Here is a 26,738-nt window from a genome sequence, read left to right on the forward strand (position 1 = left end):
AACACTTGTTCTTATTATTTTTGTCTGAAATATACTTCAATCGGAACTCCGGTAAATCCGAATTGTTTTCTCAACTGATTTTCAGTAAATCTTTTATAAGGTTCTTTCACATACTGTGGAAGGTTACAGAAAAACACAAACTGTGGTGACGGCGTAGGAAGCTGAACACAATATTTGATTTTAATATACTTCCCTTTCAATGCAGGTGGTGGCGTATTTTCGAAGATTGGAAGCATTACTTCATTCAGTTTTGAAGTTTTAATTTTCTTCTTACGGTCTTCATAAACCTCCATGGCTACTTCTACAGCCTTTAAGATTCTCTGCTTCGTTAAAGCTGAAACAAATAGGATTGGAATATCCTGGAACTGACCGATTTTATCTTTGATTGATTGTTCAAAATCACGCATTGTATTGGTCTGCTTGTCTTCAATCAAATCCCATTTATTCACAAGGATTACAATTCCTTTTCTGTTTTTCTGAGCCAGTCCGAAGATGTTCATATCCTGAGATTCCCATCCTTGTGTAGCATCCACCATAATGATTACTACGTCAGAATACTCGATAGAACGGATAGATCTCATTACAGAATAGAATTCAAGATCTTCGTTTACCTTAGATTTCCTTCTCATCCCTGCAGTATCTACCAATACAAATTCATGTCCGAATTTGTTATATAAAGTCTGGATACTGTCTCTTGTAGTTCCTGCAATATCCGTTACGATATTTCTTTCAACATCCAATAAAGCATTTGTCATTGTAGATTTTCCTACGTTCGGACGGCCTGCAATAGTGATTTTAGGTAATCCTTCGAAAGGATCTTTATATTCTGTTGTTGGAAAGTCTCTAACGATATCGTCTAAGATTTCTCCTGTTCCTGAACCGGTAGCAGAAGAAAGAGTGTAATATTTATCAATTCCTAACTGATAGAATTCTGTTGCCGGAAGTTCTTCTTTTGCAGAATCTACTTTATTGATAACGATATAAATCGGTTTATTGGATCTTCTTAATAAACTGTAAATTTCGTAATCTGTATCAGTAAGTCCCTCTTCCACGTTCATCATAAAGATAATGGAAGTAGCCTCTTCTACAGCCAATTGTACCTGCTTACGGATTTCTTCTTCAAAGATATCATCTGTACCTACATCATAACCTCCGGTATCAATTACAGTAAAATCTACCCCGTTCCAGTCTGATTTTCCGTAGTGACGGTCTCTGGTAACACCGGCTGTAGAATCTACAATAGCTTCTCTTCTTTCTAATAAACGATTAAAAAGCGTGGATTTTCCTACGTTTGGACGTCCAACGATTGCGACAATATTTGACATAAAAAATGTTTAATAATCCTTCTGCTTATGCTCAGGATATGTTATTAATGGGTTACTCCAACTTTTGGAGCCCAATTTTTTGCAAAGATAAGATTTTATTATTTAACGAGGCTTTTAAGGATGGGAGCTGGAAGAAGAAGGCTGGAAGTTGCTATTCACCGGATAAAATATCATGTTCGTTAAGATTAAAATTGAACTGACAACATCTGTGAGTCTCCTATTTCAGGCTAAAGCATATTTTTTTGAAGATTTTTATCAGAAAATAATTATTTGGCAATCAATACATAAAGCAATTGCCCATGTATTATGTTAATTAATCTTTAATTTTGATTTTCATATTTAAAATAAATTCTATAATTTCGCAACATAGAAACAGACCTATAGTGTAACGGTAGCACTCCGGTTTTTGGTACCGTCAGTCGGGGTTCGAATCCCTGTGGGTCTACAAACCATCCTTTTTTAAGGATGGTTTTTGTTTTTTATATCTTTATGACAAATTCTTAAATTGTAATCCCGATCACGAATAACGACAGAACAGACCTATTTTTTTAATCCAGCACTCAAAAAATCCGAATAAAACTGAGTAAAATGACAGAATCAGAATTAAAAAACATCATGGAAGTATGTAATAACGCTACCCCATCTCCATGGACATCATATATTGAAGGCAGAGATTTCGATTCCGGATCCAGTTTTATAATGACTGGAGAAGAAAAGAGAGACTATGATATAGAATTCATTTCAATAAAACCTGAAGATCAGGATTTCATTGCTATGGCAAGAAACGTAATTCCACTGTTAGTAGAAGAAATTATTAAATTAAAAAGAAACCAATAAATAAAGTTTCTCCTGACCTTCATAGTCAACAATATAAAATAACAGGCTGCCTTTTCAAGACAGCCTGTTATTTTATATGATTAAAAAAGATTAAACCAGATCAAACCTATCCAGATTCATCACTTTCGTCCATGCTGCCACAAAGTCTTTTACAAATTTACCTTGTGCATCGGCACTTCCGTATACCTCAGCAATCGCTCTCAATTCGGAATTGGATCCGAAAACAAGATCAGCTCGGGTAGCCGTCCATTTTGGCTGGCCGGTTGAACGATCACTTCCCATGTAAAGCTGCTGATCGTCTGACATAGCTTTCCATTGAGTTCCCATATCTAAAAGATTCACGAAGAAATCATTGGTAAGAACTCCCGGACGGCTGGTAAATACACCATGTTTTGAACCATCAAAGTTGGTATCCAAAGCACGCATACCTCCTACTAATACAGTAAGTTCCGGAGCTGTAAGACTTAACAGTTGGGCTTTATCTATTAGTAAAGATTCTGTAGATACGGTAAATCTTCTTTTCAGGTAATTACGGAATCCATCGGCAATAGGCTCTAGATATCCCATAGATTCTACATCGGTTTGTTCCTGAGAAGCATCCATTCTTCCCGGAGCAAATGGAACTTTCACATCCTGTCCTGCATTTCTTGCAGCAACTTCAACCGCAGCATTACCTGCCAGAACAATAAGATCAGCTAAAGAGATTTTCTTACCTCCGTTTTGAGAATCGTTGAATTCTTTCTGGATTCCTTCCAATACTCCTAATACTTTATTCAGCTGTGAAGGATTATTCACTTCCCAGTTTCTTTGAGGTTCCAATCTTATTCTGGCTCCATTGGCACCCCCACGCTTATCACTTCCTCTGAAAGTAGAAGCAGAAGCCCAGGCTGTAGATATCAGTTCAGCATTGCTTAATCCTGAATTTAAAACTTTTGATTTTAATGCTTCCACATCATTTCCGTCAACCAGTTCATGATTCACTTCCGGAATAGGATCCTGCCAGATCAGTTCTTCCTGTGGTACATCTGGTCCCAAATAACGGGCACGCGGTCCCATATCTCTGTGTGTAAGCTTAAACCATGCTCTTGAAAAGGCATCGGCAAATGCATCAGGATTTTCGTAAAAATGTCTAGAAATTTTTTCATAAGCAGGGTCCAGTCTCAATGAAAGGTCCGTTGTAAGCATTGTTGGTTTATGCTTTTTAGAAGAATCGAATGCATCAGGAATAATATCAGCACCATCCTTTGCTACCCATTGGTGAGCTCCGGCAGGACTTTTTGTCAATTCCCATTCATTTTCAAAAAGGTTTTTAAAGAAATAATTACTCCATTGAGTCGGCGTTTCTGTCCAGGTCACTTCCAGGCCACTGGAAATAGCGTCTTTACCACTTCCGGATTTATAGCTGCTTGACCATCCTAATCCCTGCTGTTCAATTCCTGCTCCTTCAGGTTCTTTGCCAACATGATCTGCAGGACCAGCCCCGTGGGTTTTACCAAAAGTATGTCCTCCGGCGATCAAAGCAACCGTTTCTTCATCGTTCATTGCCATACGGCCGAAAGTATCACGGATATCTTTAGCGGCAGCAATAGGATCTGGATTTCCGTCCGGACCTTCAGGGTTTACATAAATAAGTCCCATTTGTACGGCTGCCAATGGATTTTCAAGGTTTCTTGAATGAATATCTCCGTCTGCATTATCATCAGTAGGAAGAACTGCTGAATGTCCTTCTACAACTCCTTCTGAACCGTGGGCATAACGTAAGTCACCTCCCAGCCACGTCTTTTCTGATCCCCAATATACATCGGAATCCGGTTCCCAAACATCGGCACGTCCTCCTGCAAACCCAAATGTTTTGAAGCCCATTGATTCAAGGGCAATATTTCCGGTAAGAATCAAAAGGTCTGCCCAGGAGATATTTCTGCCATATTTCTGCTTAATCGGCCATAATAATCTTCTCGCTTTATCAAGGCTTACATTATCCGGCCAGCTGTTTAAGGGTGCGAAACGCTGTTGACCAGCCCCTGCTCCGCCTCTACCATCTCCTACCCGATAGGTACCTGCGCTGTGCCAGGCCATACGGATAAATAAAGGACCATAATGACCAAAATCTGCCGGCCACCAGTCTTGAGAATCTGTCATTAATGCATGAAGATCTTTTTTTACGGCCTCCAGATCCAGGCTTTCGAATGCTTTGGCATAGTCAAAATCTTTGTCCATAGGATCTGAAAGGGAAGAATGCTGGCGCAGAAGATCTACTCTAAGCTGATCCGGCCACCAATCAGAATTTTGGGTTCCACCGCCTGCTACACTCTTCTTCATTGTTCCGTTATGAAACGGGCATTTACTGATGTCATTCAAATCGTTTTCCATTGTCGTTTATTTTATTTTTATATTGATTAATACAGTTTAAATTCTCTGTTGTAAGAATATGACAAACCTACAACGTTTGGGTAATAAATACAATCTATTAATTTTTATTTCAACGATAGTTAAAAACTATAAACATATATTTCCGACTGCATGAGAATTAAGACTAAATTGTGGTATTAAGTTAATCATTTTTCAGATTAACTTAAATAAAAACAGCAGTATAGGGCTCAATTTAGAATTACTCAACGTAAGAATTTTATGGAAAAAGGAAGAAAGGAAGCTTGAAGAGGAAAGTTTGATGATTGCCGGAAAATATTTGATTAATATTTATAAAAATTGAAAAAAACGAACTATTTCAAGAACTTCTAAAAGCACCTCCAACCTCACTCTTAAAGCTTCCGATTTTATCTCACTAAAAATAAATTAACTACCTTTATCATTACCAAACATGAAACACCTGCTATGAAAAAAATAATTGTTATCATTCTTGTTGCTTTTATCATCATTCAGTTTTTTCCTATTGACAAAACAAATCCGCCTCCTACACCCGGCATGGATTTTCTTAAGATCAAAAACACTCCGGAAAAAATTGCCCGTACCATCAGAACTTCTTGTTACGACTGTCATTCCAATGAAACAGCATATCCATGGTATACCAATATTTCCCCGGCTTCATGGTGGGTAAAAAATCATATTAATGAAGGCAGGAAACATCTTAATTTTTCTACCTTTGCAGTATATGAACCTAAAAGACAGCTTCATAAACTGGAGGAATCTATAGAAATGGTTGAAAAAAAAGAAATGCCGCTTGAGTCTTATTATTTAGGACATCAGAATGCCAAACTCTCGGATGAACAGCGTGCAGAACTTATCCAATACTTTAAAAAAGTAAAAGAAGATACCGAAAGAAGAATCATGTTTAATAAATAAAGTCGTGGAAAACTGGGAAAATAAACATATTGTGTTTTTTGACGGAGATTGCGGAGTCTGTAATTTCTGGGTACAGTGGATTTTGGAGCGTGACAAGAAAGACCAATTCATGTTTGCTTCTCTACAATCTGATTTCGGGCAACAATTTTTATCCGAAAGAGGCCTGGAAACTAATATATTCAATACCATGTATCTATGGAAGCCCGGACGGTATTATCAAATCAAATCAAGGGCAGTACTGGAAATCGCTAACTTATTGGGAGGAGTTTATAAACTTTCCTTTATTGGAAAAATTATACCTGCTTTTTTAAGCGACAAAGTATATGATACTATTTCCAGAAACAGGATGAAACTTGCCAATCAGAAGTGTTATTTACCGGATCAGCATCAGAAGAAAAAGTTTATTCAGGTGTAGTTTCTCTTATATACAATTTCCTTCAGATTATATAAAATACCATTCCGTAAGAAAAACCGGACAACCTAACATTAAAATGATGTGTTGCGGAGATTCCTACGGAATGACAAACTTGATGGATAAGTAAACAAACTGGGATTGATTATAAAAATAATTCTATCACCCGCTTATTACTTATTACTTATTACTTATTACTTATTACTTATAAATTCAGTGACCACACAGAATAAGAGTTTGGCGGGCATTGAATTTTCACCCATTTATCTCCCTGAGTTGTAGGATACCAGCCTGAGTGTCCGGTGAAATCTTTGATCTGCTGGCTGCTCCAATTGGTTTCTACCCATCTTTCCTGCCAGCTTGATGATGTATTGATATAAACAACCAGCCCGGGATTTCCATTATATCCGTTTCGTCTTGCGATATATTCATCATTATCGGTATACAGAATAGAAGTTGTTCCGGTAGCTTTATTGTTATGAATCCAGATCAGGTTATTTAGTCTTTCTTTGTTCAGCCATTCTTCATAATCTCTGTAAAAAATGGTTGGATATCCTTCATGAGTCAAAATATAGGCATAGGCCGGCATTTTATTGTTAATAATATCTGTGTCGTGATTGGCTACAAAAGTGACTGCTTTGTATGGATTTCTTTTCCACATCATATCATCATTCAGAACATTCAAATTTCCGTTGTCAAATGCCTCGTCCATTTTATAATAAGCTGCAAAATCAAATACAGAGCTGTTCGCATTATTGGCCCACCATTCCAATGTATTTACGTTGGAATCCCATAGTTCACCAACAGAAAATCCACCTACATTAGAATTCCAGGTATTGACAACCCAAGGACCGAAACCTTTAACGTAATCGAACCTCCAGCCATCAAATTTCATCACATTCTTATAATATTTGGCAACAGAATCGTCTCTACCCCAAAGCCAGTCCTGCACATGAGGGTTGGCATGAGACAGATCGGGAAATCCACCAAAAGCTCCTTCATCATTGTTTCCGTAAGCATTTTTATAAAAATCATTGTAGTTTCTCTGAAATTTTCCGGAAGCAACGCCTGAAAAATCAGTCCAGGTATTCGTTCCTGTAAAAGGATTGGCTTCGGATTGTCCGCCACTATTATGATTGATCACAATATCTGCGTACACCTGCATACTTTCTGCGTGCGCTTTTGTAATCAGTGCTTCAAGTTCTGTTCTTGATCCGAAACGGGTTTCCACGCTTCCATTTTGATTAAAATTTCCAAAATCATAATAATCTGTAGGATCATATCCCATAGAGTAAGCTCCGTTCTGCGCTTTTGAAGCTGGAGGCAGCCATACAGCACCAATTCCGGCATCGGACCATGCAGTTAATTTATCTTTAACAGTGTTCCACCAGTTTCCCCCTTCAGGAACATCCCAGTAAAAGCCCTGCATCAAAACTCCTCCACCTGGTCCTGCTATAAACTTCCCCTGCATAGATCCGGAATCATTTCCGGTACTGAAAGGTCGGCCGTCATGATGAGTGACATTCACAGTTTTGTTATGAACTTCTTCCTGCCCGGAAGTCTCCGTAATCAATTCATCCCTGTTCTGACAAGAGTTAACCAGTGCTAAAGCCAATAGGGAAAGGAAAAAATATGTTTTTTTCATCGTAATAATTAATTATCAATCTATTAAACAAGATACAATTTTATTGAAAACAAATTCAAACGAATGGGAAATATTTTAATTTTTAATAATAAATCAAGAAGAAAGCCATTTAAAATTTTCATTAAAAAATCATAAATTTTTCAGATTCTCGAAACAATTTTTCTTTTAATCCATATATTTGCATACTATGGAATACAATACCCAAAAAACTCAGCTTAATATGCCGGAATATGGCAGAATAATACAACAGTTGGTTGAGCGCTGCAAAGAACTTCCTACCAAAGAGGAAAGGAATGAAATGGCTATGGCAATCATCGATTTTATGGGTCAGAGAAACCCACAACTTCGCGACGAGGAAAATTATAAACATAAACTTTGGGACCATCTTTTTATTCTTGCTAATCATGATCTGGACGTAGATTCTCCTTATCCGTTCCCAACTCCGGAACAATTGGCAGAAAAACCTAAAAGAATGGAATATCCAAAACTTCAAGGTGACTTTAAGTTTTACGGAAAGAGTATTCTTCAATTGATAGAAAAAGCAATCGAACTGGAATCTGGTGATGAAAAAGAGGCCCTTATCGAAGTGATTGCCAACAATATGAAGAAGTCTTATAATGTCTATAATAAAGAACATGTGACGGACGATGTTATCTTCCGCCACCTGAAAGAACTGTCTGAAAACAGGTTGGACCTTACGGGAATAGATTCACTTGAAAAAAGTAAAATCTATTACACCAGCAATAACAACAACCGAAATAATAACAATAACAACAATAGGAACAGCAACAACAGCAATAATAAGAACAATAACCAGCCTAACAAGAGAAGGCATAACAACAACAATCATAAAAACAGGAAGTAATGAGTGGAACATTTCAGATAAGAGGAGGAAAAAGACTGCAGGGCGAAATAACTCCACAAGGAGCCAAGAATGAGGCTCTACAAATTTTATGTGCGGTTCTCCTTACGGACGAAGAAGTAAGAATCAAAAATATTCCGGATATTCATGATGTAAACAGACTGATTGAAATTCTTGGAGATTTTGGAGTAAAAATTACTAAAAACGGACAGGGAGATTATACTTTCAAGGCTGATCAGGTAAATTTTGATTATATAAAATCTAACGAGTTCAAAAAAGACGGCGCAAAACTGCGTGGATCTATTATGCTGATGGGCCCGATGCTTGCCCGCTATGGAGAAGCTTATATGCCGACTCCGGGAGGTGACAAAATCGGAAGAAGAAGACTGGATACTCACTTCCAGGGGCTGGTTGAACTGGGTGCTGAATTCAATTATGATGAAGAGGAATATTTCTATTCTTTAAAAGCTAAAGAATTAAGAGGAAAATTCATCTTATTGGAAGAAGCTTCTGTTACCGGAACTGCTAATATTGTAATGGCAGCAGCTCTGGCAAAAGGAAAAACAAGAATCTACAACGCGGCATGCGAACCTTATCTTCAGCAATTGTGTAAAATGCTGAACAGAATGGGAGCCAATATCTCAGGAATCGGATCTAACCTTCTTACTATTGAAGGAGTAGATTATCTGAGAGGAACGGAGCATACAATGCTTCCGGATATGGTAGAAATCGGATCCTGGATTGGTCTTGCGGCCATGACGAAATCTGAAATTACCATCAAAAATGTAAACTGGAACCAGCTTGGTGTCATCCCGAATACATTCAGAAAATTAGGAATCGAACTTGAGCAAAGTGGTGATGACATCTATATTCCTGCTCAGGAACATTATAAAATTCAGAAATTTATTGACGGGTCTATCCTTACTATTTCAGATGCTCCCTGGCCAGGATTTACGCCGGATTTATTATCTATTATTTTAGTGGTAGCTACTCAGGCAAAAGGAAGTATTCTGGTTCATCAGAAAATGTTTGAATCCAGATTATTCTTTGTTGATAAATTAATTGACATGGGAGCTCAGATCATTTTATGTGATCCACACAGAGCAACGGTAATCGGATTGAACCAGGAAGCTCCTCTAAGAGGCACAACGATGGTTTCCCCGGATATCAGAGCCGGAAATGCACTTCTTATTGCAGCACTTTCTGCAGAAGGAAAATCTATTATCCATAATATCGAACAAATCGACAGAGGATATGAAAATATCGATGGAAGGCTGAAAGCAATTGGTGCTGATATCGAAAGAATTTAAAATTATTTTATTTAATATGGAAGCGTTCAGAGTAATCTGAGCGCTTTTTTGTTTGACTTTTGTCATTCTGACGAAGGAAGAATCTTATTATCAGTCAAATACATGAGATTCTTCACTACATTTCATCTCGTTCAGAATGACACTTTTGAGGCAACCTCAATTCTGTACCGATTAATTATTGTTTTTTTATATCTGCTTTTAATAAAAAATAAAAAGTGTCCGGTAAAAGTACCGGACACTTTGAGTAATTAAAACTATATGAATCTCACTTAAAAATACTTTCTGCAGATATACTCCACCGTCGTATTCATAAGTTTATTTTTATTCAGATAGATTTCAAGCTGCTGAAAATCTTCTGAACTGACATTAATATATAACTGCACTGAACCAAAACTATATCCGTTCACATACTCTACATTAGCGGATAGCACTCTATGACAGATCCCAAATTGATTGTAGATGGTATTCATTAAATGTTCAAATTTCATTTTGCCATTCAACTCTATTTCCAATAACAATTCTTTTTTAGGCAGGTTAATTTTATTTTGTAAAACCTGCAGGCCCGGATTAGGTGTAATCATCGCTAAACATTTTTTGGTTAAACTTCTAAGATCATATTGCGTTCTGCATTTAAATCTGTGACAAAAATATAAAAAAATATTAGTCCACCAAATTAGTAGACTAATATTTTTTAAATTTTAACATAAAAAAAAAGAAGCCTCTTCAGCTTCTCTCAATATTTTAATAACTCCCTACTCGTTCTAATCTATCAGAACCAGCAAGTCCATTGGGGTTACAACCAGGCTCTCCTTCAGGGATCTTCAGATTTTTCCTGGTATAAAATTCTTCCCAGAATGCATTCGTTTTTCCTGTTTTAGGATCAATGAATGTCATGGGCTCCAGTTTGAAAATATTTTCTGCCCTAAAAGCTCTTTCAACGAAATCTGAACAGTAATATGAATTTTCATCCAGGATGTAATTGAAGTTATAAGGTTTTCCAAGCATAGAATTCGCTTTTTCAACAGCTTCAGGAATTATTTTCTGGTATTCGGTCTTCAAACGATAAACAATTACCTCCTGCCCATCTTCTTTCTGGTCTTTGATAAAATCTTTCAGATCCTGTTTCTGAGAACCTCCTTTTGGCGCAGCATGCAAAACAAACATTTTGTTACCATCTTTTTCCAGAATTCCTATGTGATCAAATGAAGCTATTTTTTGTTTTTGAGTCACATTATTAATAGCACCGGAAAGCCCCGATTCTTTAGCCGTTACGAAAAGCAGATCTCCATTTTTGAGCAGTACATTACCGGAATAAGTATTTTTGCACTGTATCAATAATAACATCAGACAGAACAAAAACCCAACAACAGTATTTTTTCTTTTTTTAATTCTAAATTCAGACATTTGATTATACTTTCGGTGCCAAAATTACAAAATAGAAATCATTACATTTGTGGGAATATTGATCTATTCTTCACATCAACCCAAACATTTCACAGATTCTTATGCCACATATTTTATTAGTTGAAGATGATGACAGACTTTCAAAACTGATTGCAAAAGGATTTCAGGAAGCTGAATTTGAGGTAACCGTAGCATATGACGGAATCATAGGTTTGAAACTGGCTTTGCAGACCAATTTTGATCTGGTAGTCACAGATATTGTCCTGCCTAAAAAAAACGGACTTGAATTCTGTAATGAAATCAAAGCATTACAACCGAATCTTCCTGTAATTATGCTGACTGCACTGGGAACTACTGATGACAAGCTGGAGGGATTTGATGCCGGAGCCGATGATTATCTTACCAAACCTTTTGAAATGCGCGAACTGACAGCAAGGATCAAAGTACTTCTGAAACGCTTTTCACAACAGAGACAGCAAAAAGTGTCTGTTCTTACCTATGAAGGAATTGAAATGAATCTGGAGCAGAAAACGGTGCGCAGAGATCATACTCCAATAAAACTGACTCCGAAAGAATTTAACCTCTTAAAATTCATGCTGGAAAATTCGGAAAGGGTTCTTTCCCGAAGTGAAATTGCAGAAAAAGTGTGGGAAACCCACTTTGACACAGGAACGAATTTTATTGATGTATACATTAATTATCTCCGAAAAAAAATTGATAAAGATTTTGAAGTTAAGCTGATCCACACCAAAGCCGGCATGGGATTTATCCTGAAAAAAGACTATGAATCAGGCTTTGTGCAGTAATCACTGAGATAAACTAAAAATATCAGGATGAAAATAAGAACCCGACTTACGCTGCTTTTTACTTTAATCACTGCAATGCTTTTAAGTGTTTACAGCGTTTCGATTTATTATTCATCCAAAGAAGCCAGAGAAAAATCTTTTTACAGTGAGCTTCAAAATGAAGCGATTGCCAAAGCAGATCTGTTTTTCCGAAGTTCACTGCCGGAGCAGGAAATGCACAAACTTTATAAAAACAATACCAGAACCCTAAATGAAGTTCAGGTAGCGATTTATGATATTAATAAGCAGCTCGTTTATCATGATGATGCCAAAGTGGATTATGTAAAGGAAACCCCGGAAATGCTTTCCCAGATATTCCAGAAAAAGAGAATCAATTTCTTTTTAAACGATTTGCAGGTGATCGGAATGGTATATCATTATGAGGGAAAAACTTATGCGGTAACCGCTGCAGCTTATGATCAATATGGATATGAATATCTCACTCATCTTCTTACCATCAGCATTATCTCTTTCTTCAGTATTTTAATATTAATTTATCTGGCCGGAATATTTCTTTCCAAAAAAGCATTGAATCCGCTCAGTGAAATGGTCACTCAGATTAAAAAAATCACGGCCGGAAAACTACAATTAAGGCTTAAAACAACAAAAGAGAAAGACGAACTTAATGAACTTGCTCAAAACTTCAACGGAATGCTGGAAAGACTTGAGAACTCTTTTGATTCACAAAAGCATTTCGTATCCAACATTTCACATGAACTGAGAACACCTTTGGCTGCTATTATTACCGAACTGGAACTGGCTTCTGAAAAAGATAAAACCAAAGAAGAATATCAGGAAACCATTCAATATGCGCTTGAAGATGCACGAAATATGGTAAAACTGTCCAATAGTTTGATGGATCTCGCTAAAGCCAGTTATGACCCTAACGAAATCAGTTTTTCCGAAGTTCGTCTTGATGAGGTTCTTCTGGAATCTTACACCAAAATCATAAAAGAAAATTCAGGATATAAAGTTTCATTAAATATAGATGAGTCGTTAGAAGAGCATCAACTGGTCATCCAGGGAAATGAATATCTTCTGCAGGTCGCTTTTAATAATCTTATTGACAACGCCTGTAAATATTCACCAGAACACATATGTTCAATAGATGTCAAAAGCAATGCGAAAATCCTTTTGATTAGTTTTACCAACAAAGGAAACATGATTCCTAGCGAAGATTTAGAACATATTTTTAAACCTTTTTACAGAAGTGAAATACCCAAACCGGAGAAAGGACATGGAATAGGGCTTTTCCTTACTGAGAAAATTATTCTCCTTCACCACGCAAAAATTACAGTCGTATCAGATCATAATGATACTATTTTTACCGTGATATTTGATATCATTTAATTTCTCTATTGCTTATTCGTGAGAAAGAGATTTTTTATTGAAAACTGTAGTTCCAATACTGGCTGCAATTACACAGGTAATAGAAATCCACTGTAAAAAAGATAATTCTTCAGCAAGAAAAACCAATCCTGAAAGCGCTGCAAATGCAGGTTCCAGACTCATCAGAATACTGAAAGTTTTTGCAGGAAGTTTCTTCAAAGCCATCATCTCTAATGAAAATGGCAAAGCACTTGAAAGGATAGCAACCCCAAGCCCTTTTACAAAAATAACCGGAGTAAGATTGAAAACCGCACCATCCCATATTGTAAAAGGAATAATCACCATACTCGCAAATATCATTCCGGTAGTCACGGCATCTTTTCCGTCCATTATTTTCGAAACCTTTCCACCCATTATGATATAAAGAGCCCAGAACATCCCTGCAAGAAAGGCAAGCCCAAGTCCTACCAAATCAACATGATCATTCTGCCACGGAACAATCAGCAAGATTCCCACACAGGCCAGCAAAGCCCAGACAACATCCAGCAGTTTACGGGACAAAGCTAATGCAAGAAATAAAGGTCCCGCAAATTCCACAGTAACCGCCAGCCCCAAAGGAATTCTTTGAATCGCCATATAAAAAATAAGATTCATCGCTGCCAAACCTATTCCGTATATCGCACAGTATTTCCATTTTTGTCTGTCAAACTGCAAAAATTTCGGACGGTTAATCAACGTAAGCAAAACAGCTGAAAGTACAATTCTTAAAGTAACCGTTCCAATAGCTCCAATGGCAGGAAAAAGCTGCTTGGCAATGGAAGCTCCTCCCTGTACACATATGATCGCTAACAATGTAGCGGGTATCGCTATGTTTGATTTTTTCATTTCTAAATATATAATTCAAAAGATTTTGGAAAGAAATTTCCGCGATTAAACACACTTTTATTTACATGATAAATCGTGAAATTCATCATGTAAAACTGCCTGCCCCAAATGTATTGAAATTTTATCTTTTACAATGGGTACAGTTTACTCTTATTAATAGGGTCTAATCAATAATTGACTCTTTCAGGATCAACTTAAAAAAGCAGAAATGATTTTCTCTAATGATTTTCTAATAACATTCTAAAGCTTTTCTAACGGTAAAAAAAGGTAGGCTTTTCTACTTTTGCACAGTAAAAAATAAAGCATATGGACTCAGATCCTTACAGTAGTTATCAATCTTAAAGTTTTAGTTGTACTCACTTTTCCCGTACAGCTGCAACGCTTTATAAAAACAGGAAAAGTTATGAATACATTTGAATTTACCCTTCGTTTACTGACTGCATTCTGCCTGGGTGCCGGTATAGGTTTTGAAAGACAGTGGCGAAAAAAAAATGCAGGACTCAGAACCAATACTTTGGTTTGCATTGGCTCTGCAGCATTCGTATTGATTGCCATCAGAATTGGTGGCGATGCAGCCGGAAGAATCACCTCTTATATTGTCAGCGGAATCGGTTTCCTGGGCGGCGGCGTTATCATGAAAGACGGCCTTACCGTAAGAGGATTAAATACAGCAGCCACATTATGGTGTTCTGCGGCCATAGGCGCATTATGTGCACTGGGATATCCTGCAGAAGCCCTCATCACAGTTTTCTTTATTGTCTCTACCAATATATTCCTTAGACCTACTCTCTCTTCTCATAAAAAAGCAAGGAGCAAAAAATGGTTCAGTACCAAGAAAAATAACAACGAAAAAGTAAAAATCAGTAACAGCACTCAATTGTATTAAGATCATGAAAAAGATAATCTTAAGTAGTATTATTCTCTTTGCAGCCTCTTGTAAAGACAATACATCTCAACAAAATAAAGAACCGGAAATAATGATAAAAGGTAACCAGGTAACTGTTCCGGAAAACAATCCCGTTTTCAAAAAAATTAAAACACAGGTTGTTACCGAACAGGAACACAGCGATGGGGTAATTTCAGCGGGAACTATTCAGGCAATTCCTAATCATTATGCAGAAATTGCCAGTCCCTTTTCCGGAAGAATTACAAAATCATTTATTCAGCTTGGACAACATATTTCTGCCGGAAGTCCTCTTTTTGAGATTCTTTCTTCAGATTATTTTTCGGTTCAAAAAGATTATACGGATGCCCTGAATGATGTACAGCTTGCCGAAAAAAATCACAGACGCCAGCAGGATCTCGTAAAACATGGCGTAGGTATTCAGAAGGAGCTGGATGAAGCGGAAACGGATTTTAAAAATAAAAAAACATCCCTCTCCAATGCTTCTTCTGCCTTGAAAGTCTATAACAGTAAAGGTGGAGGTATAGGAAGTCCTCTTATTGTAAGAGCTCCCATCAGCGGAGAGATCATTTCCAACAAAATTGTAAACGGCCAATATCTGAAAGGAGATGCTGATCCGGTAATGATCATTGCAGAATTATCCAAAGTCTGGATTTCCGGTGATGTAAAAGAAAAGGACATCCGCTTTGTGAATACCGGAGATCAGGTTTCTGTAAAAGTAAGTGCGTATCCGGACAGAAATATTACCGGAAAAGTATATCACATCAATGAAATTGTAGATGAAGATACCCGAAGTATAAAAGTCCTTATTGAATGTGATAATCCAGACAGAAAATTAAAACCAGGCATGTATGCTACGGTCAACTTCTCCACGACTCCTGCAAAAGCAGTGATGATTCCCGTAACCGCTTTGATGCAGCAGGATAACTTCCAATATGTATGGGTAAAAACAGGCAAGAGTCAATATGTAAAACGTTCAGTGACAACAGGAGAGACTGATCAGAAAACAGTAAGAATCACTTCAGGGTTAAAACCCGGAGAAACCATCATGACTGAAGGGGGAATTTATATGCTGGATGCAAAATAATGTAAAATGATGCGAAATCAAAAACTATGAAGAAATTATTAACAATCTCTATACAGAAGAGATGGCTGATGCTTGCTCTCTTTCTTTTACTGGGATTCTTCGGGTATTATTCCTGGACCAGACTATCCATAGAAGCCTATCCTGATATTGCTGATGTAACCTCGCAGGTGGTAACACAGGTTCCGGGACTGGCCGCTGAAGAAGTAGAACAGCAAATCACCATTCCTTTGGAAAGATCTCTGAACGGACTTCCCGGAATGCATGTGATGAGAAGCAAAAGTACTTTTGGACTGTCCATTATTACAATGGTTTTCGATGATGGGATAGACGATTACTGGGCAAGACAGCGTATTCAGGAAAGACTGACGGATGTGGAGCTTCCTTACGATGCACAACCAGGGTTAGATCCCCTCACCTCTCCCATTGGAGAAGTATACCGTTACATAATCGAAAGTAACAACCACAGTCTGCGGGAATTGACGGATTTACAAACATTTGTGATCATCCCACGCATTAAACAGATTTCAGGAATTGCTGATGTTACCAATTTTGGAGGAATTACCACGCAGTTCCAGATCGAACTTGATCCCCATAAGCTTGAACAATACGGATTATCTCTGTCAGAAGTTACCGAAACAATCTCCAAAAACAATGTGAGTGCCGGAGGGAGTATGCTTTCCCGCGGAAACCTCGCTTATGTCATCCGCGGAATAGGTTTGGTAAAAGACTTAAATGATCTTGGAAAAATTGTAGTCAAAACCCAAAATGGCGTTCCTGTTTTTTTGAATGATGTAGGAACATTAAAATACGGAAACCTGGAAAGAAAAGGAATTCTGGGCTACACAGACCAAAAACGTAATTATTCTGAAAGCGTAGAAGGTATTGTCCTTTTATTAAGAGGGCAAAATCCTTCACAGGTGTTGGAAGGAGTACATGAAGCGATCGAAGAACTGAATAACGAAACACTGCCACCCGGAGTAAAGATTCATCCTTTTCTGGACAGAACAGACCTTGTAAAAACAACACTCACTACAGTTTCTCATACGCTTACTGAAGGAATTGTATTGGTTATTATCGTACTGATTGTATTTCTTGGAAGCTGGCGGGGAGCATTACTGGTGGCGATAACTATTCCGCTTTCTTTATTATTTGCTTTTATACTGATGCATTTTACGAATATTCCTGCCAACCTTCTTTCACTGGGAGCCATTGATTTTGGGATCATTGTAGACGGAGCAATCGTTATGCTGGAAACCATTCTGAGGAAAAGAGAAGAAAACCCGGAAGAAGTACTGGAAGAAAAAACAATCACCCAAAGAGTAATTGAAGTAGCAAAGCCTATTTTCTTTTCAACCATTATTATCATTACTGCCTATCTGCCTTTGTTTGCGTTTGAAAGAGTAGAAAAAAAATTATTTACCCCTATGGCTTTTACTGTTGGATATGCCCTATTGGGAGCACTTGCTGTAGCCTTGCTTCTGATCCCTGGATTGGCTTACGTGATCTATCGAAAACCACAGAAGATTTATCACAATAAATGGCTGGAAAAACTAAGCACTGCTTATGGAAAGAGCATTGAAAAAATAATGCAGACTCCTAAAAGAGTTATCATCCCTATTATGATTGTTCTCGTATCTGCCGGAATCCTCTCCTATCATGTAGGAAAAGACTTTCTTCCCGAACTGGATGAAGGCTCTATATGGCTGCAGGTACAGTTACCTCCCGGAATTTCTTTAGCCCAATCAAAAGAAATGAGTGATACGCTGCGTGTCCGTACTCTGAAACATCCTGAAATTACTTATATGATGATTCAGGCAGGCCGTAATGATGATGGTACAGATCCGTGGACTGCCTCACACTTTGAAGTCTCTATCGGGATAAAACCTTACAGCGAATGGCCGGCCGGGAAAACAAAAGCAGATCTCATCAAAGAATTGGCAGCAGATTATAAAAATATGCCGGGATTCACCGTAGGTTTTTCACAACCTATGATTGACGGAGTAATGGATAAAATCTCAGGGGCTCATAGTGAACTGGTGGTAAAGGTGTATGGAGAAGATTTTAAGGAAACAAGGCGTATTGCAGAAAATGTATTATCAACCCTAAATACAATTCCGGGTTCAGCAGATCTTGCCATTGATCAGGAACCACCATTACCTCAGCTGCAGATTATTGCAGACAGAGACAAGATTGCTCAGTATGGACTGAATGTAGCAGATGTTGCCGACCTTATTGAAGTGGCATTGGGAGGAAAAGCAATTTCCCAGATCTTTATTGGTAATAAAGTATATGATATTTCCTGCCGTTATACGGAAGACAGCCGTGACACTCCTGACAAAATAGGAAACCTAATGCTGACCTCAGCTTCCGGAGCGAAAATTCCACTTTCTCAGGTGGCAGAAGTAAAATTAAGTACAGGTGAAAGTACCATTACCAGAGAAATGAACAAACGCCACCTTACCGTAAAACTGAATTTAAGAGGTACCGATCTTTCTTCTTTCCTGAAAAAAGCACAGGATAAAATTGAAAAAGACATCAAATATGATCATGAGAAATACCAGATCAAATGGGGTGGGCAGTTTGAAAATCAAAACAGAGCGTATTCAAGGTTAGCATTTATTGTCCCGCTGGCATTGGCAATTATGTTTTTGTTGCTGTATGGTGCATTTGGAGATTTCAGACAGGCTTTGGTTCTGATGTCAATTGTTCCGTTAGCTTTATTTGGCGGAATGCTGGCACTCAATATCCGGGGAATGTCTCTGAATGTGTCTTCTGCAGTAGGATTCATCGCACTCTTCGGAGTTGCCATTCAGAACGGAGTCATTATGATTTCTCATATCAACGATCTGCGTAAGAAAGGATATGAGCTGAAACAAGCTGCCATCAAAGGAGCAAAAGACCGCTTCAGACCTGTACTGATGACGGCAACGGTTGCAGTAATCGGATTATTCCCTGCCTCATTGGCTACAGGAATCGGTTCTGATGTACAACGTCCACTGGCAACAGTAATTGTCTATGGGTTGATGTTCTCTACTATTTTAACACTATTCGTGCTTCCGGCTATTTATTTTATGGCTGAACGACGTAATGAAAAACAAAATTTAGAATCAGATGAAAATTAAAGTTCATATTATCATATTATCTGTAGTATTGTTGAGTATAACAGGTATGAAGGCACAGGAAAAAGAACTTTTACAATTTGAAGACTACCTGAGTCTTGTTGGAAATAAAAATCTTGGATATGCTTCCCAGAAATACAATGTAAGTATGGCTGAAGCTTCCATCCAGACTGCCAATATGTTTTCTGATCCTCAACTGGAAATGGAAACTTCCAATAACGGAGTGAAGCAGAATATGGGATATGTATATGGAGCTTCCATTGGCTGGACGCTTGAACTTGGCGGCAAAAGAAAAGCCCGGGTTAATCTCGCCAGAAACCAATCTGAGCTAAGCAAAATACAATTGCAGGATTTTTTCAGGAATCTCCGTGCGGATGCCAGCTTAGGATATATTGATGCTCTAAAATCCAAAGCTTTGCTTGAGGTACAGCAGGATTCTTATGAAAATATGCAGCAGCTGGCAAAATCCGACAGTATCCGTTACAAATTGGGAACTATATCATTAGTTACGTCCAAACAGAGTAAGCTGGAAGCGGCTTCTTTGCTCAATGAAGTATATCAGGCTGAAAGTGCAGAAGAACAGGCTCTCACCAGTTTATCAGTATTTCTTGGAGACAGCAAAATAGCAGGAAGAGATGTTGCCGGGGATTTTAATGCCTTCAACAGAGATTTCAGTATTGATGATTTGATTCTTCAGGCGTTAAACGAAAGAGCAGATTTATTGGCAGCCAAACAAAATACAGAAGTTGCCAAAAGTCAGATCAATCTGGAAAAAGCCAATCGTATGATAGATTTAGGCATCAGTGCCGGAGCAGAACGACATACCGAAGCGACTAATGAAATTGCTCCATCTCCAACCGTAAATGCTGTAAAAATGGGTATTAGTATTCCTTTGAAGTTTTCCAACAGAAGAAATGCAGGATTGAAAATAGCAGAAATGGCACATTCCCAGGCTGAGGTTGAATACAAACAGATCGAACAAGGCATAAAGGCTGAAGTAATGCAGGCTTATCAGCAATATACAGCAACGCAAAAACAGCTCAGACAATTTCATAACGGAATGCTTTCTGAAGCACAAAGTATTTTGGCAGGAATTACCTACAGCTACAAAAGAGGGGAAAGCTCTATCCTTGAAGTTCTGAATGCCCAGAGAACGTATAACAACGTAAGAAAAGAGTATTACCAGGCCCTTGCAGATAATGCAGCCGCTTTGATCGAACTTGAAAGGAAGGCTGGGATCTGGGATATACATTTTTAGCTGGAAGAGGGAAGCTGGATGATGGAAGTTTCCGGAAGCCGATGAATAACTATATATCAATTTTATTAACTTTTTAATATTCAGAATGCTCATCAAGGAATGACAATCGGTCGCTTTAAAACACAAATATAACTTCCAGCTTCCAGCATTTACGATCAGTGATTCTAAAAACACAAATATGACTTCCAGCTTCAAACCTCCAGCTTCCAGCATAAAAAAGAGCCCTTAAATCAAATAGATTTAAGGGCTCTTTTTTATCTTTTATACTGAGATTCATAAATTCCGATCCAGTCATCGGGAGTCATTTTCCGGCTCAGCTCGGCAATCAGTTCAAAAGGAATATCATCCACTTTTTTGAAGCGGATACAGGATTTCCCCATATCGAGTTTCTTTTTGGAATATTTTGGATATTCTCCTACGAACCAATCCAGAAGTTCCGGCTTTGAATACAGTCCCATATGATAGAGTGCTATAAAATTCTTCTGGGAAGCCAGATTGATGAATGGCAGCGGTGTTCCCGGTGCACAGTGATATCCGGCAGGAAAAGTTGCCAAAGGAACTACCCAACCTATCATCCCATAATTCGTAGCTTCTTCAAAACCTTTCGGAAGGTTATCATTCACCGTATCAAAAAGCTTTTTAAAAGACTCCTGTCTTTCTTCAGGAATCTTTGAGATATAATCTTCTATGGAAACTGACTGAATCTGCATATTTTAATTTTTTCTAAAATACGATTATTTTATAAAATTGTACACACTGAACATCTGAACGTCTTTACTACTCTTTTGAAGGAACATCATTTTGTTTACATTCGGAACGTACTGAATCATATTTCCATCTGCAAAACCATAGTTCTGGAAGAAATTTCGTCCTTTATAATCAAGGCTTACTTCCTGAGGTTTCAGATTGGCAAAATCAAAAACTTTCATAGAAAATCCTGTGTTTCCGAATGCTCCTTTAGGATAGAAAGCAGAAATATAAAGTTTGTCTCCGGCTTCAACGAGATGAATTCTTTTTCCTGTAGAAGTTCCTGCTGCAACAAATTGCTTTACTTCCCCTTCTTTATTAAATTTGATCAGCATTCCGGCATCCAGAGAATATACAGGATCAGGGAAACGATTCATTGTTGTAGGCATTGGTCTTGTCACAGTCTCCTGCTGAACAGCCATTAAAGTTTCATCTCCTTTCACAATGGTTTTGATGACCTTTACATCGTTCATGTCTTTACTTCCTGCTAAATTGGTATTGCTGATGACCGCTTTTCCAGATTTCATATCATAGTACATTACCGTTCCAAAAGTACTTGCGCCAATAGTAACCGCTGCATTTTTCCTTCCAAAAGTTACCAGATAGTCATTATCGTTTTTACTGAATGCATATAGTTTCTCAGGGATATATTTATCATCAAATGGAAGGTCTTTATCTTCAGTGTTGGAAACCAGTTCCAGCTTATAAGATTCCTTCCAGCCTGCAGCTTTACGCAGTACAACGATTTTCGCTGAGTTGGTCAATGTAAAAGATTTTTCAACATAATCATTACTCAATGTAATTTCTTTGTTCCAAACCGGAGAAAGGGTTCTCAGATCCATTACCAGAACATCGTTCACATTATCCGTTTTTTTGTTGGCAAACCGGTCATTGAAGATGGCTGCATATTTCCCGTTTTCTGAGAAAAGTACGTAAGTAGTTCCTGATCTATTGGTAGATTCAATACTGTATTTTGCAATACTCTTTGTTGTAAAAGTACCTTCTTTTCTGCTGAAAACATGCTGAAAGACTTCTTTTCTGTTTTCTTTTCCAAAATACTCTTCTGTAAATGCTATAAACTTATCATCATCTATCTGCTGTGATCCCAAATAATTGTGAAGTACTCCATTCGTTTTGTTGGCGTAATCTTTCACATAAGTATCTACAAGACTTCCGTTCTGATCCAGTTTTCTCATCAGTAATTTCTTGTGGGGAAAAACATTTCTCATCAGCCCGTCGATATTGATTGCGCTGAACATATAAGAATTGTAATCATCTGCCAACACCAGTTTATCATCCGTTTCAAGATTGGCATCCACTGTAAATTTTGTTCCTTCAGTCACTTTCGTCTGTGCATAAGCGTACACAGAAGCTGTAATTAATGCCGAAGCAATAATCTGTTTAATCATATAGTTTTCGTTAGTTATTATAAATTTTTTCTTCTAATCTTTTCAGTTCAAGATTAGCGTCGTAGGATAGTTTAATATCTACTAAATGTTCCTGTAACTCATTTAAATATTTCTCTGCTTCCTGATAGTTTCCTAAAGCGATATTCAATCTGATCAGGTTAAAATAAAGATACTCCCCGATTTTTTGGTTATAAAGCGCTTTCTTATCATTGTAATTCACTTTCGTCAGACTGCTTTTCCAAAGATCAATTCCTTTCTGCATATTTTCCATCGCTATTTTGTTTGGAGCATACTCTGACTTTGCCTGAAGTTTTTTCAGATTGGTTGTCACGTAGATGTAGGCTTTTTCCAAATCGTCATACTCTCCTTTGTTCTTTACAGTGGCTAGGGTCACCGTAGAATTGATGGTCTGATACCCAAAATTTTCATTGATAATATTCCTTGTACGGTCTATCGTTCTCTGAAGATATCTTTTTTCCTGAGCATTCAGATTAATTTCGTTGGTTGGAACACTTGCTATTTCCGAAAAATCGGAGAAATAGGTCTTATCCAGTTTTACAGCTCCATCTTGTTTTGCGATAATCCTTGTAGGCTGATTGGCAAAAGTTTTCCCTTGATTGTCCTGAAAGTTTGTTCGTTCCATTTCAATCACAATGTCAAGATAGTTTCCTCCTTTTGAAAAACCTGTTACATCCATTTGGGAAGCCAGAATCTTATTATCTACAATTAAAGCGTCTCTCAGGTCTGGCTGCTGATACACCGGAACCGGAGGAATATTAAGGATAGGTCTTGAAGGTAATCTCAGTGTAGGAGCTCCGTTAGTTGCCGCAATTTTTTCAACCGCTGATAGTTTGCTGTATTCTGCAGATTCAAGTTTGTACTTTTCCTGAAGTTTTTTTACTTCAGCATCATAATCCTTTAATCTTTCTCCGTGTTCGTACTTGGCATTTTCAACGTTTGCCTGATAATTATCTACCTTTTTCTGATGATCTTCTTTTGAAAGTCTTACAACATCATCTTTAGTAATATTATAAGGAGATTTTACCGTAATCGTATAGTTTCTGCTGGAAAGATCTGTAGGAAAAACCGGTTCTTTCAAAAGCTGAAAACTGATTGTTTCTTTATCAATTCGTTGAGCCTGCGAAAATTCGGAATAAAATAATGGTATTAAAAAAAGTAGTTTAAATTTATTCATGGATGTTATAGTTTTCGATGCAAATGTATAATAATTTCATCAACATTTTTTAAGAATAAATTGTCCAGTTATTATGAAATAGATCATAAAAAAGGCAGCCACATCAATGCAACTGCCTACAGAAATTATTAACTCAAAAAATTTTATTTTTTAATTGCCTTTACTGTTGATTTTGAACCATCTTTAAAGTTCATTGTCACTAAGTAAAGACCGGTATTCAACTCACCTAACTGAAGTTCTGTAGTTGGATTGTCAATAGTTTTCACTACTCTTCCTGCTACATCTGTAACCGTTACAGATTTAACATTTTTGATATCAGCAACATGCAGAACATCTTTGAAAGGGTTAGGATATACATTCACTTCTTTTTTCTTAACAGATGTTTCAGCAGTAGCTAAATTAGACTGTGTAAGAGAGAAATCATCAAATCCCATATAGTACGGATCTGTTGTTGTATTCAAAGCTTTAATTCCAAATGAATAGTCACCAGTAGCCGTTGGAATATAGGTAACGGTAACTTTAGTATAATTAGCACTATTACCTCCCCCTGCAGCTGTTTGATCAGCCGTAATAAATGTTGATAAGCTAGTTGCTCCAGTCGCTGTTTGTCCGTTGTTTACCAATACTTCATTCTGCCAACCTGAATAGCCATCTCCTACCCAGTAGAATGTAAAATCATACGAACTTCCTGCAGTTAAAGTAAATGTAGGTGTCCATAAATAAGCAGCATTGCTATATGGATAATAGATCGTTACATAATTCGGAGCAGATTTAGGATCATTATAAGCTTGCTGAGAAGCATTTGCTGAGGTAAAGTTATAAGTAGATGAACTTCCTCCCGGAGTTTGTGTCCAGCAGTTCGGAATGATTGCAGAACCTATAGTTGCCATTGCATCAAAATTTTCACTCCAAGGCAGTGTAGTTATTGGTACACAAAGAGTTGTAAATGATGTAGAAGTACTCCAGATACTCTTATCAGATGCACTACAGCTGGATCTTACCCATGCATAATATGTTGTAGAGGGCTGCAGTCCGCTTAACGGTGCAGAAGCTGTTGTAGAAGTTACAGAGTTTGTAGCATTTAAAACAGTAGATACATCCGGCGCAGTGCTGTTTGTGCTGTAATAAACTTCGTATCCGCCTGCAGGAACTGGAGATGGTTCCGTCCAACCGATCGTTGCTGTGTTCGCTGCTACATTTGATGATGTAACTGCAGTTGGTTCAAAACAAGAAGGAATATTCTGAACGGTAATATTATCAATATAAATAGAACGTGAAGAACCTCCTAAACCATGTTTAAATGCTAATTGTAAATCAGAACCTACAGGTATGTTAACCGTATATTGTGTATGAGTAGTTGTCAAAGCAATAGGAGAACCTATTTGTGTAAAGGAAGCAGGATCCGTAGGGTTTGATAATGTTCCTACTAATAATGTATAATTGTTTCCTCCGGCTTTTGCATAGAATCTTACACGTTTAGTACCATCTGAAAGGTTTACAGTTGGAGGCGCAACCAGCATTTGACTACCAGTAGTAGCACTTGAATTAGTCATGTAATATGCATTGGGTGCTGAATAGTTATTTGATGTCGTTACATATCCATACCCTGCAAATGATGCACTTTCAAGATATGCCCAACAGCTTGGCGCATTCGTATTAGTGCTGGAGCCTGTACTTGTTGTATCAAAGTTCTCTGTATAGGGAACCGTAAAAGTAGAACAAGCTGTTTTAAATGTTCCAACAAAAGACCATACACTTTGGCTTGTTGCAGTATTACAGTTGCTTCTTACCCAATAATAATACGTTGTATTTGAATTAAGACCACCAATAGTTGTACTTGTACCTGTTACCCCCGGATAAGTAGGCGTTACTGAACCCGCAGGTGTTGTGTTTGAAGTACTGTGGTATACATCATAACTGGCAGCATTGCCCGTCCATGAAACTAAAGCAGAATTAGCTGTTATTCCAGAAACCGCCTGTAATACGGGAGGTGCACAGTCTGAATAGACATCTGCTGAAAAAGCAAAGATATTCGGTAAACCTGAACCAGTGGTTTTGGTAACCGTTACACTTTGTATTGGTTTTGCCTGATTCGCGGCATCTATTGCCAGTTCAATCTGATATAATCTTGGGTTCGTTCCGCCCTCAGGAGAAGGAACATCATCACCAGCTGCAGGAGTAGCTCCTGGCTTTTTAACCCTTCCTATCCCCTGGATGGCAAAATTAGATCCATTATACCAGTCTGCAAGACTGATACTTGAAAATGTCTGCGAACTGCCATCTGTAAAATTTACCACTGCACTTACTGTAGAAGTACCACTTCCGCTTACAGCAAGCATATACAGTTTGGTAACGGGTTTGGCGGTTGTAAATGCCAAGGTCCCGTTATCATTTACAGCAGCCAATCTCAAAGAATTGTTAACATTCAAATCTGCTAACTGAAACTTCAATCCGGGAGTTGCCGCCACTACAGAATTAATAGTTCCGTCAACAGGAATACCATACGTAATAGCAGCACTTGTGGATGTCAGCTGAAAATCTTTAGCTACAAAAGCGTAAGAAACTCCGTCTACGTCATTATTTGTAGTAATTGTTGAAGAACCTATACCGTTTGCAATTACATCAGCTGTTAAGCCTGAAGCAATCGGCATGGTTTGATAATTTTGAGCCATTAGTACACTGGCTGAGAAGAGAGCGATAGTAGGTACCACTCTAGAAAATAAATTTATTGCCATTTTGATCACATTTGAGGCGAAATTTAGTAAAAATAACAATATGAAAATATTATTTTTACTAAAATCTTAAACTTTATTTAAAATACATAAAAAATTAATATTAAACATCATTAAAATAAGCAGATTTTAA

21 protein-coding genes and 1 tRNA gene are annotated in these 26,738 nt (G+C 37.7%); 12 read left to right on the top strand and 10 right to left on the bottom strand.

All coding sequences use genetic code 11. The features are described from left to right. Positions 1-14: 14 nt before the first annotated feature. Positions 15-1,325: a ribosome biogenesis GTPase Der gene (gene der, locus ACTJIP_RS04705; protein WP_077419113.1), complete on the bottom strand. Its 1,311-nt coding sequence runs from the start codon at positions 1,323-1,325 to the stop codon at positions 15-17. A gap of 374 nt (positions 1,326-1,699) precedes the next feature. Between der and ACTJIP_RS04710 the strand changes: the two genes are divergently transcribed. Together ACTJIP_RS04710 and ACTJIP_RS04715 are read left to right on the top strand one after the other, a co-directional pair. Beyond that, positions 1,700-1,770: transfer RNA gene (locus ACTJIP_RS04710), tRNA-Gln, on the top strand. Between the two features lie 143 nt (positions 1,771-1,913). Continuing rightward, the gene (locus ACTJIP_RS04715; protein ID WP_228408907.1) at positions 1,914-2,162 is read left to right on the top strand and encodes a hypothetical protein; all 249 of its coding nucleotides are present in this window, start codon (positions 1,914-1,916) and stop codon (positions 2,160-2,162) included. Between the two features lie 90 nt (positions 2,163-2,252). On the opposite strand, the gene katG is transcribed toward ACTJIP_RS04715, so the two are convergent. After that, a complete protein-coding gene (katG, locus tag ACTJIP_RS04720) occupies positions 2,253-4,532 on the bottom strand; it encodes a catalase/peroxidase HPI (RefSeq protein WP_077419097.1) in 2,280 nt (759 codons plus the stop codon). 462 nt (positions 4,533-4,994) lie between these two features. Between katG and ACTJIP_RS04725 the strand changes: the two genes are divergently transcribed. Next, positions 4,995-5,462, top strand: a complete 468-nt coding sequence (locus ACTJIP_RS04725; protein WP_077419096.1) for a heme-binding domain-containing protein — start codon at positions 4,995-4,997, stop codon at positions 5,460-5,462. 4 nt (positions 5,463-5,466) lie between these two features. Then, positions 5,467-5,877: a thiol-disulfide oxidoreductase DCC family protein gene (locus ACTJIP_RS04730; protein ID WP_077419095.1), complete on the top strand. Its 411-nt coding sequence runs from the start codon at positions 5,467-5,469 to the stop codon at positions 5,875-5,877. Between the two features lie 202 nt (positions 5,878-6,079). Here the strand turns inward: ACTJIP_RS04730 and ACTJIP_RS04735 are convergent, their stop codons facing one another. Then, positions 6,080-7,519 (bottom strand): alpha-amylase, encoded by a 1,440-nt coding sequence (locus ACTJIP_RS04735; protein ID WP_077419094.1) that lies wholly within the window; start codon positions 7,517-7,519, stop codon positions 6,080-6,082. A 187-nt stretch (positions 7,520-7,706) separates the two neighbouring features. On the opposite strand from ACTJIP_RS04735, the gene ACTJIP_RS04740 reads away from it, so the two are divergent. Both ACTJIP_RS04740 and murA read left to right on the top strand, forming a co-directional pair. Continuing rightward, on the top strand, positions 7,707-8,384 hold the full coding sequence (locus ACTJIP_RS04740) for a DUF4290 domain-containing protein (RefSeq protein WP_077419093.1): 678 nt from the start codon (positions 7,707-7,709) through the stop codon (positions 8,382-8,384). Next, positions 8,384-9,691, top strand: coding sequence for a UDP-N-acetylglucosamine 1-carboxyvinyltransferase (gene murA / locus ACTJIP_RS04745; RefSeq protein WP_047386545.1), 1,308 nt, complete (start codon positions 8,384-8,386; stop codon positions 9,689-9,691). Before ACTJIP_RS04740 ends, murA begins: the two co-directional genes overlap by 1 nt. Before the next feature lie 269 nt (positions 9,692-9,960). Here the strand turns inward: murA and ACTJIP_RS04750 are convergent, their stop codons facing one another. Continuing rightward, a complete protein-coding gene (locus tag ACTJIP_RS04750; RefSeq protein ID WP_047386542.1) occupies positions 9,961-10,272 on the bottom strand; it encodes an NIL domain-containing protein in 312 nt (103 codons plus the stop codon). 160 nt (positions 10,273-10,432) lie between these two features. Continuing rightward, entirely contained in the window at positions 10,433-11,095 is a 663-nt protein-coding gene (locus ACTJIP_RS04755) for a YiiX/YebB-like N1pC/P60 family cysteine hydrolase (RefSeq protein WP_180564510.1), read from the bottom strand. Between the two features lie 101 nt (positions 11,096-11,196). On the opposite strand from ACTJIP_RS04755, the gene ACTJIP_RS04760 reads away from it, so the two are divergent. Beyond that, positions 11,197-11,901: a response regulator transcription factor gene (locus ACTJIP_RS04760; protein WP_440704167.1), complete on the top strand. Its 705-nt coding sequence runs from the start codon at positions 11,197-11,199 to the stop codon at positions 11,899-11,901. A gap of 27 nt (positions 11,902-11,928) precedes the next feature. Beyond that, positions 11,929-13,290, top strand: coding sequence for an ATP-binding protein (locus ACTJIP_RS04765; protein WP_180564512.1), 1,362 nt, complete (start codon positions 11,929-11,931; stop codon positions 13,288-13,290). Between the two features lie 12 nt (positions 13,291-13,302). Here ACTJIP_RS04765 and ACTJIP_RS04770 read toward each other — a convergent pair whose 3' ends face one another. Continuing rightward, positions 13,303-14,154, bottom strand: a complete 852-nt coding sequence (locus ACTJIP_RS04770; RefSeq protein WP_440704168.1) for an EamA family transporter — start codon at positions 14,152-14,154, stop codon at positions 13,303-13,305. A 403-nt stretch (positions 14,155-14,557) separates the two neighbouring features. On the opposite strand from ACTJIP_RS04770, the gene ACTJIP_RS04775 reads away from it, so the two are divergent. The 4 genes from ACTJIP_RS04775 to ACTJIP_RS04790 are packed head-to-tail and all read left to right on the top strand — an operon-like array spanning position 14,558 to position 20,522. Then, positions 14,558-15,040, top strand: coding sequence for an MgtC/SapB family protein (locus ACTJIP_RS04775; protein ID WP_077419088.1), 483 nt, complete (start codon positions 14,558-14,560; stop codon positions 15,038-15,040). Between the two features lie 4 nt (positions 15,041-15,044). After that, complete coding sequence (locus tag ACTJIP_RS04780) at positions 15,045-16,145, top strand: efflux RND transporter periplasmic adaptor subunit (RefSeq protein ID WP_440704169.1); 1,101 nt, start codon at positions 15,045-15,047, stop codon at positions 16,143-16,145. A gap of 26 nt (positions 16,146-16,171) precedes the next feature. Then, positions 16,172-19,267, top strand: a complete 3,096-nt coding sequence (locus ACTJIP_RS04785) for an efflux RND transporter permease subunit (protein WP_219073205.1) — start codon at positions 16,172-16,174, stop codon at positions 19,265-19,267. After that, complete coding sequence (locus ACTJIP_RS04790; protein ID WP_180564516.1) at positions 19,257-20,522, top strand: TolC family protein; 1,266 nt, start codon at positions 19,257-19,259, stop codon at positions 20,520-20,522. Before ACTJIP_RS04785 ends, ACTJIP_RS04790 begins: the two co-directional genes overlap by 11 nt. A 254-nt stretch (positions 20,523-20,776) precedes the next feature. On the opposite strand, the gene ACTJIP_RS04795 is transcribed toward ACTJIP_RS04790, so the two are convergent. From ACTJIP_RS04795 to ACTJIP_RS04810, 4 genes are all read right to left on the bottom strand, one after another. Then, entirely contained in the window at positions 20,777-21,232 is a 456-nt protein-coding gene (locus ACTJIP_RS04795; protein ID WP_077419084.1) for a DUF1801 domain-containing protein, read from the bottom strand. 24 nt (positions 21,233-21,256) lie between these two features. Beyond that, positions 21,257-22,678 carry a hypothetical protein gene (locus ACTJIP_RS04800; protein ID WP_180564517.1) on the bottom strand — a complete coding sequence of 474 codons (1,422 nt, stop codon included), beginning with the start codon at positions 22,676-22,678 and terminating at the stop codon, positions 21,257-21,259. 10 nt (positions 22,679-22,688) lie between these two features. Beyond that, entirely contained in the window at positions 22,689-23,873 is a 1,185-nt protein-coding gene (locus ACTJIP_RS04805) for a hypothetical protein (protein ID WP_077419082.1), read from the bottom strand. 143 nt (positions 23,874-24,016) lie between these two features. Further along, positions 24,017-26,608 (bottom strand): fibronectin type III domain-containing protein, encoded by a 2,592-nt coding sequence (locus tag ACTJIP_RS04810; protein WP_440704170.1) that lies wholly within the window; start codon positions 26,606-26,608, stop codon positions 24,017-24,019. Between the last annotated feature and the right edge of the window lie 130 nt (positions 26,609-26,738).

It is taken from the genome of Chryseobacterium sp. 22543, from assembly GCF_052044565.1.
In the GTDB taxonomy this organism is placed as follows: domain Bacteria; phylum Bacteroidota; class Bacteroidia; order Flavobacteriales; family Weeksellaceae; genus Chryseobacterium.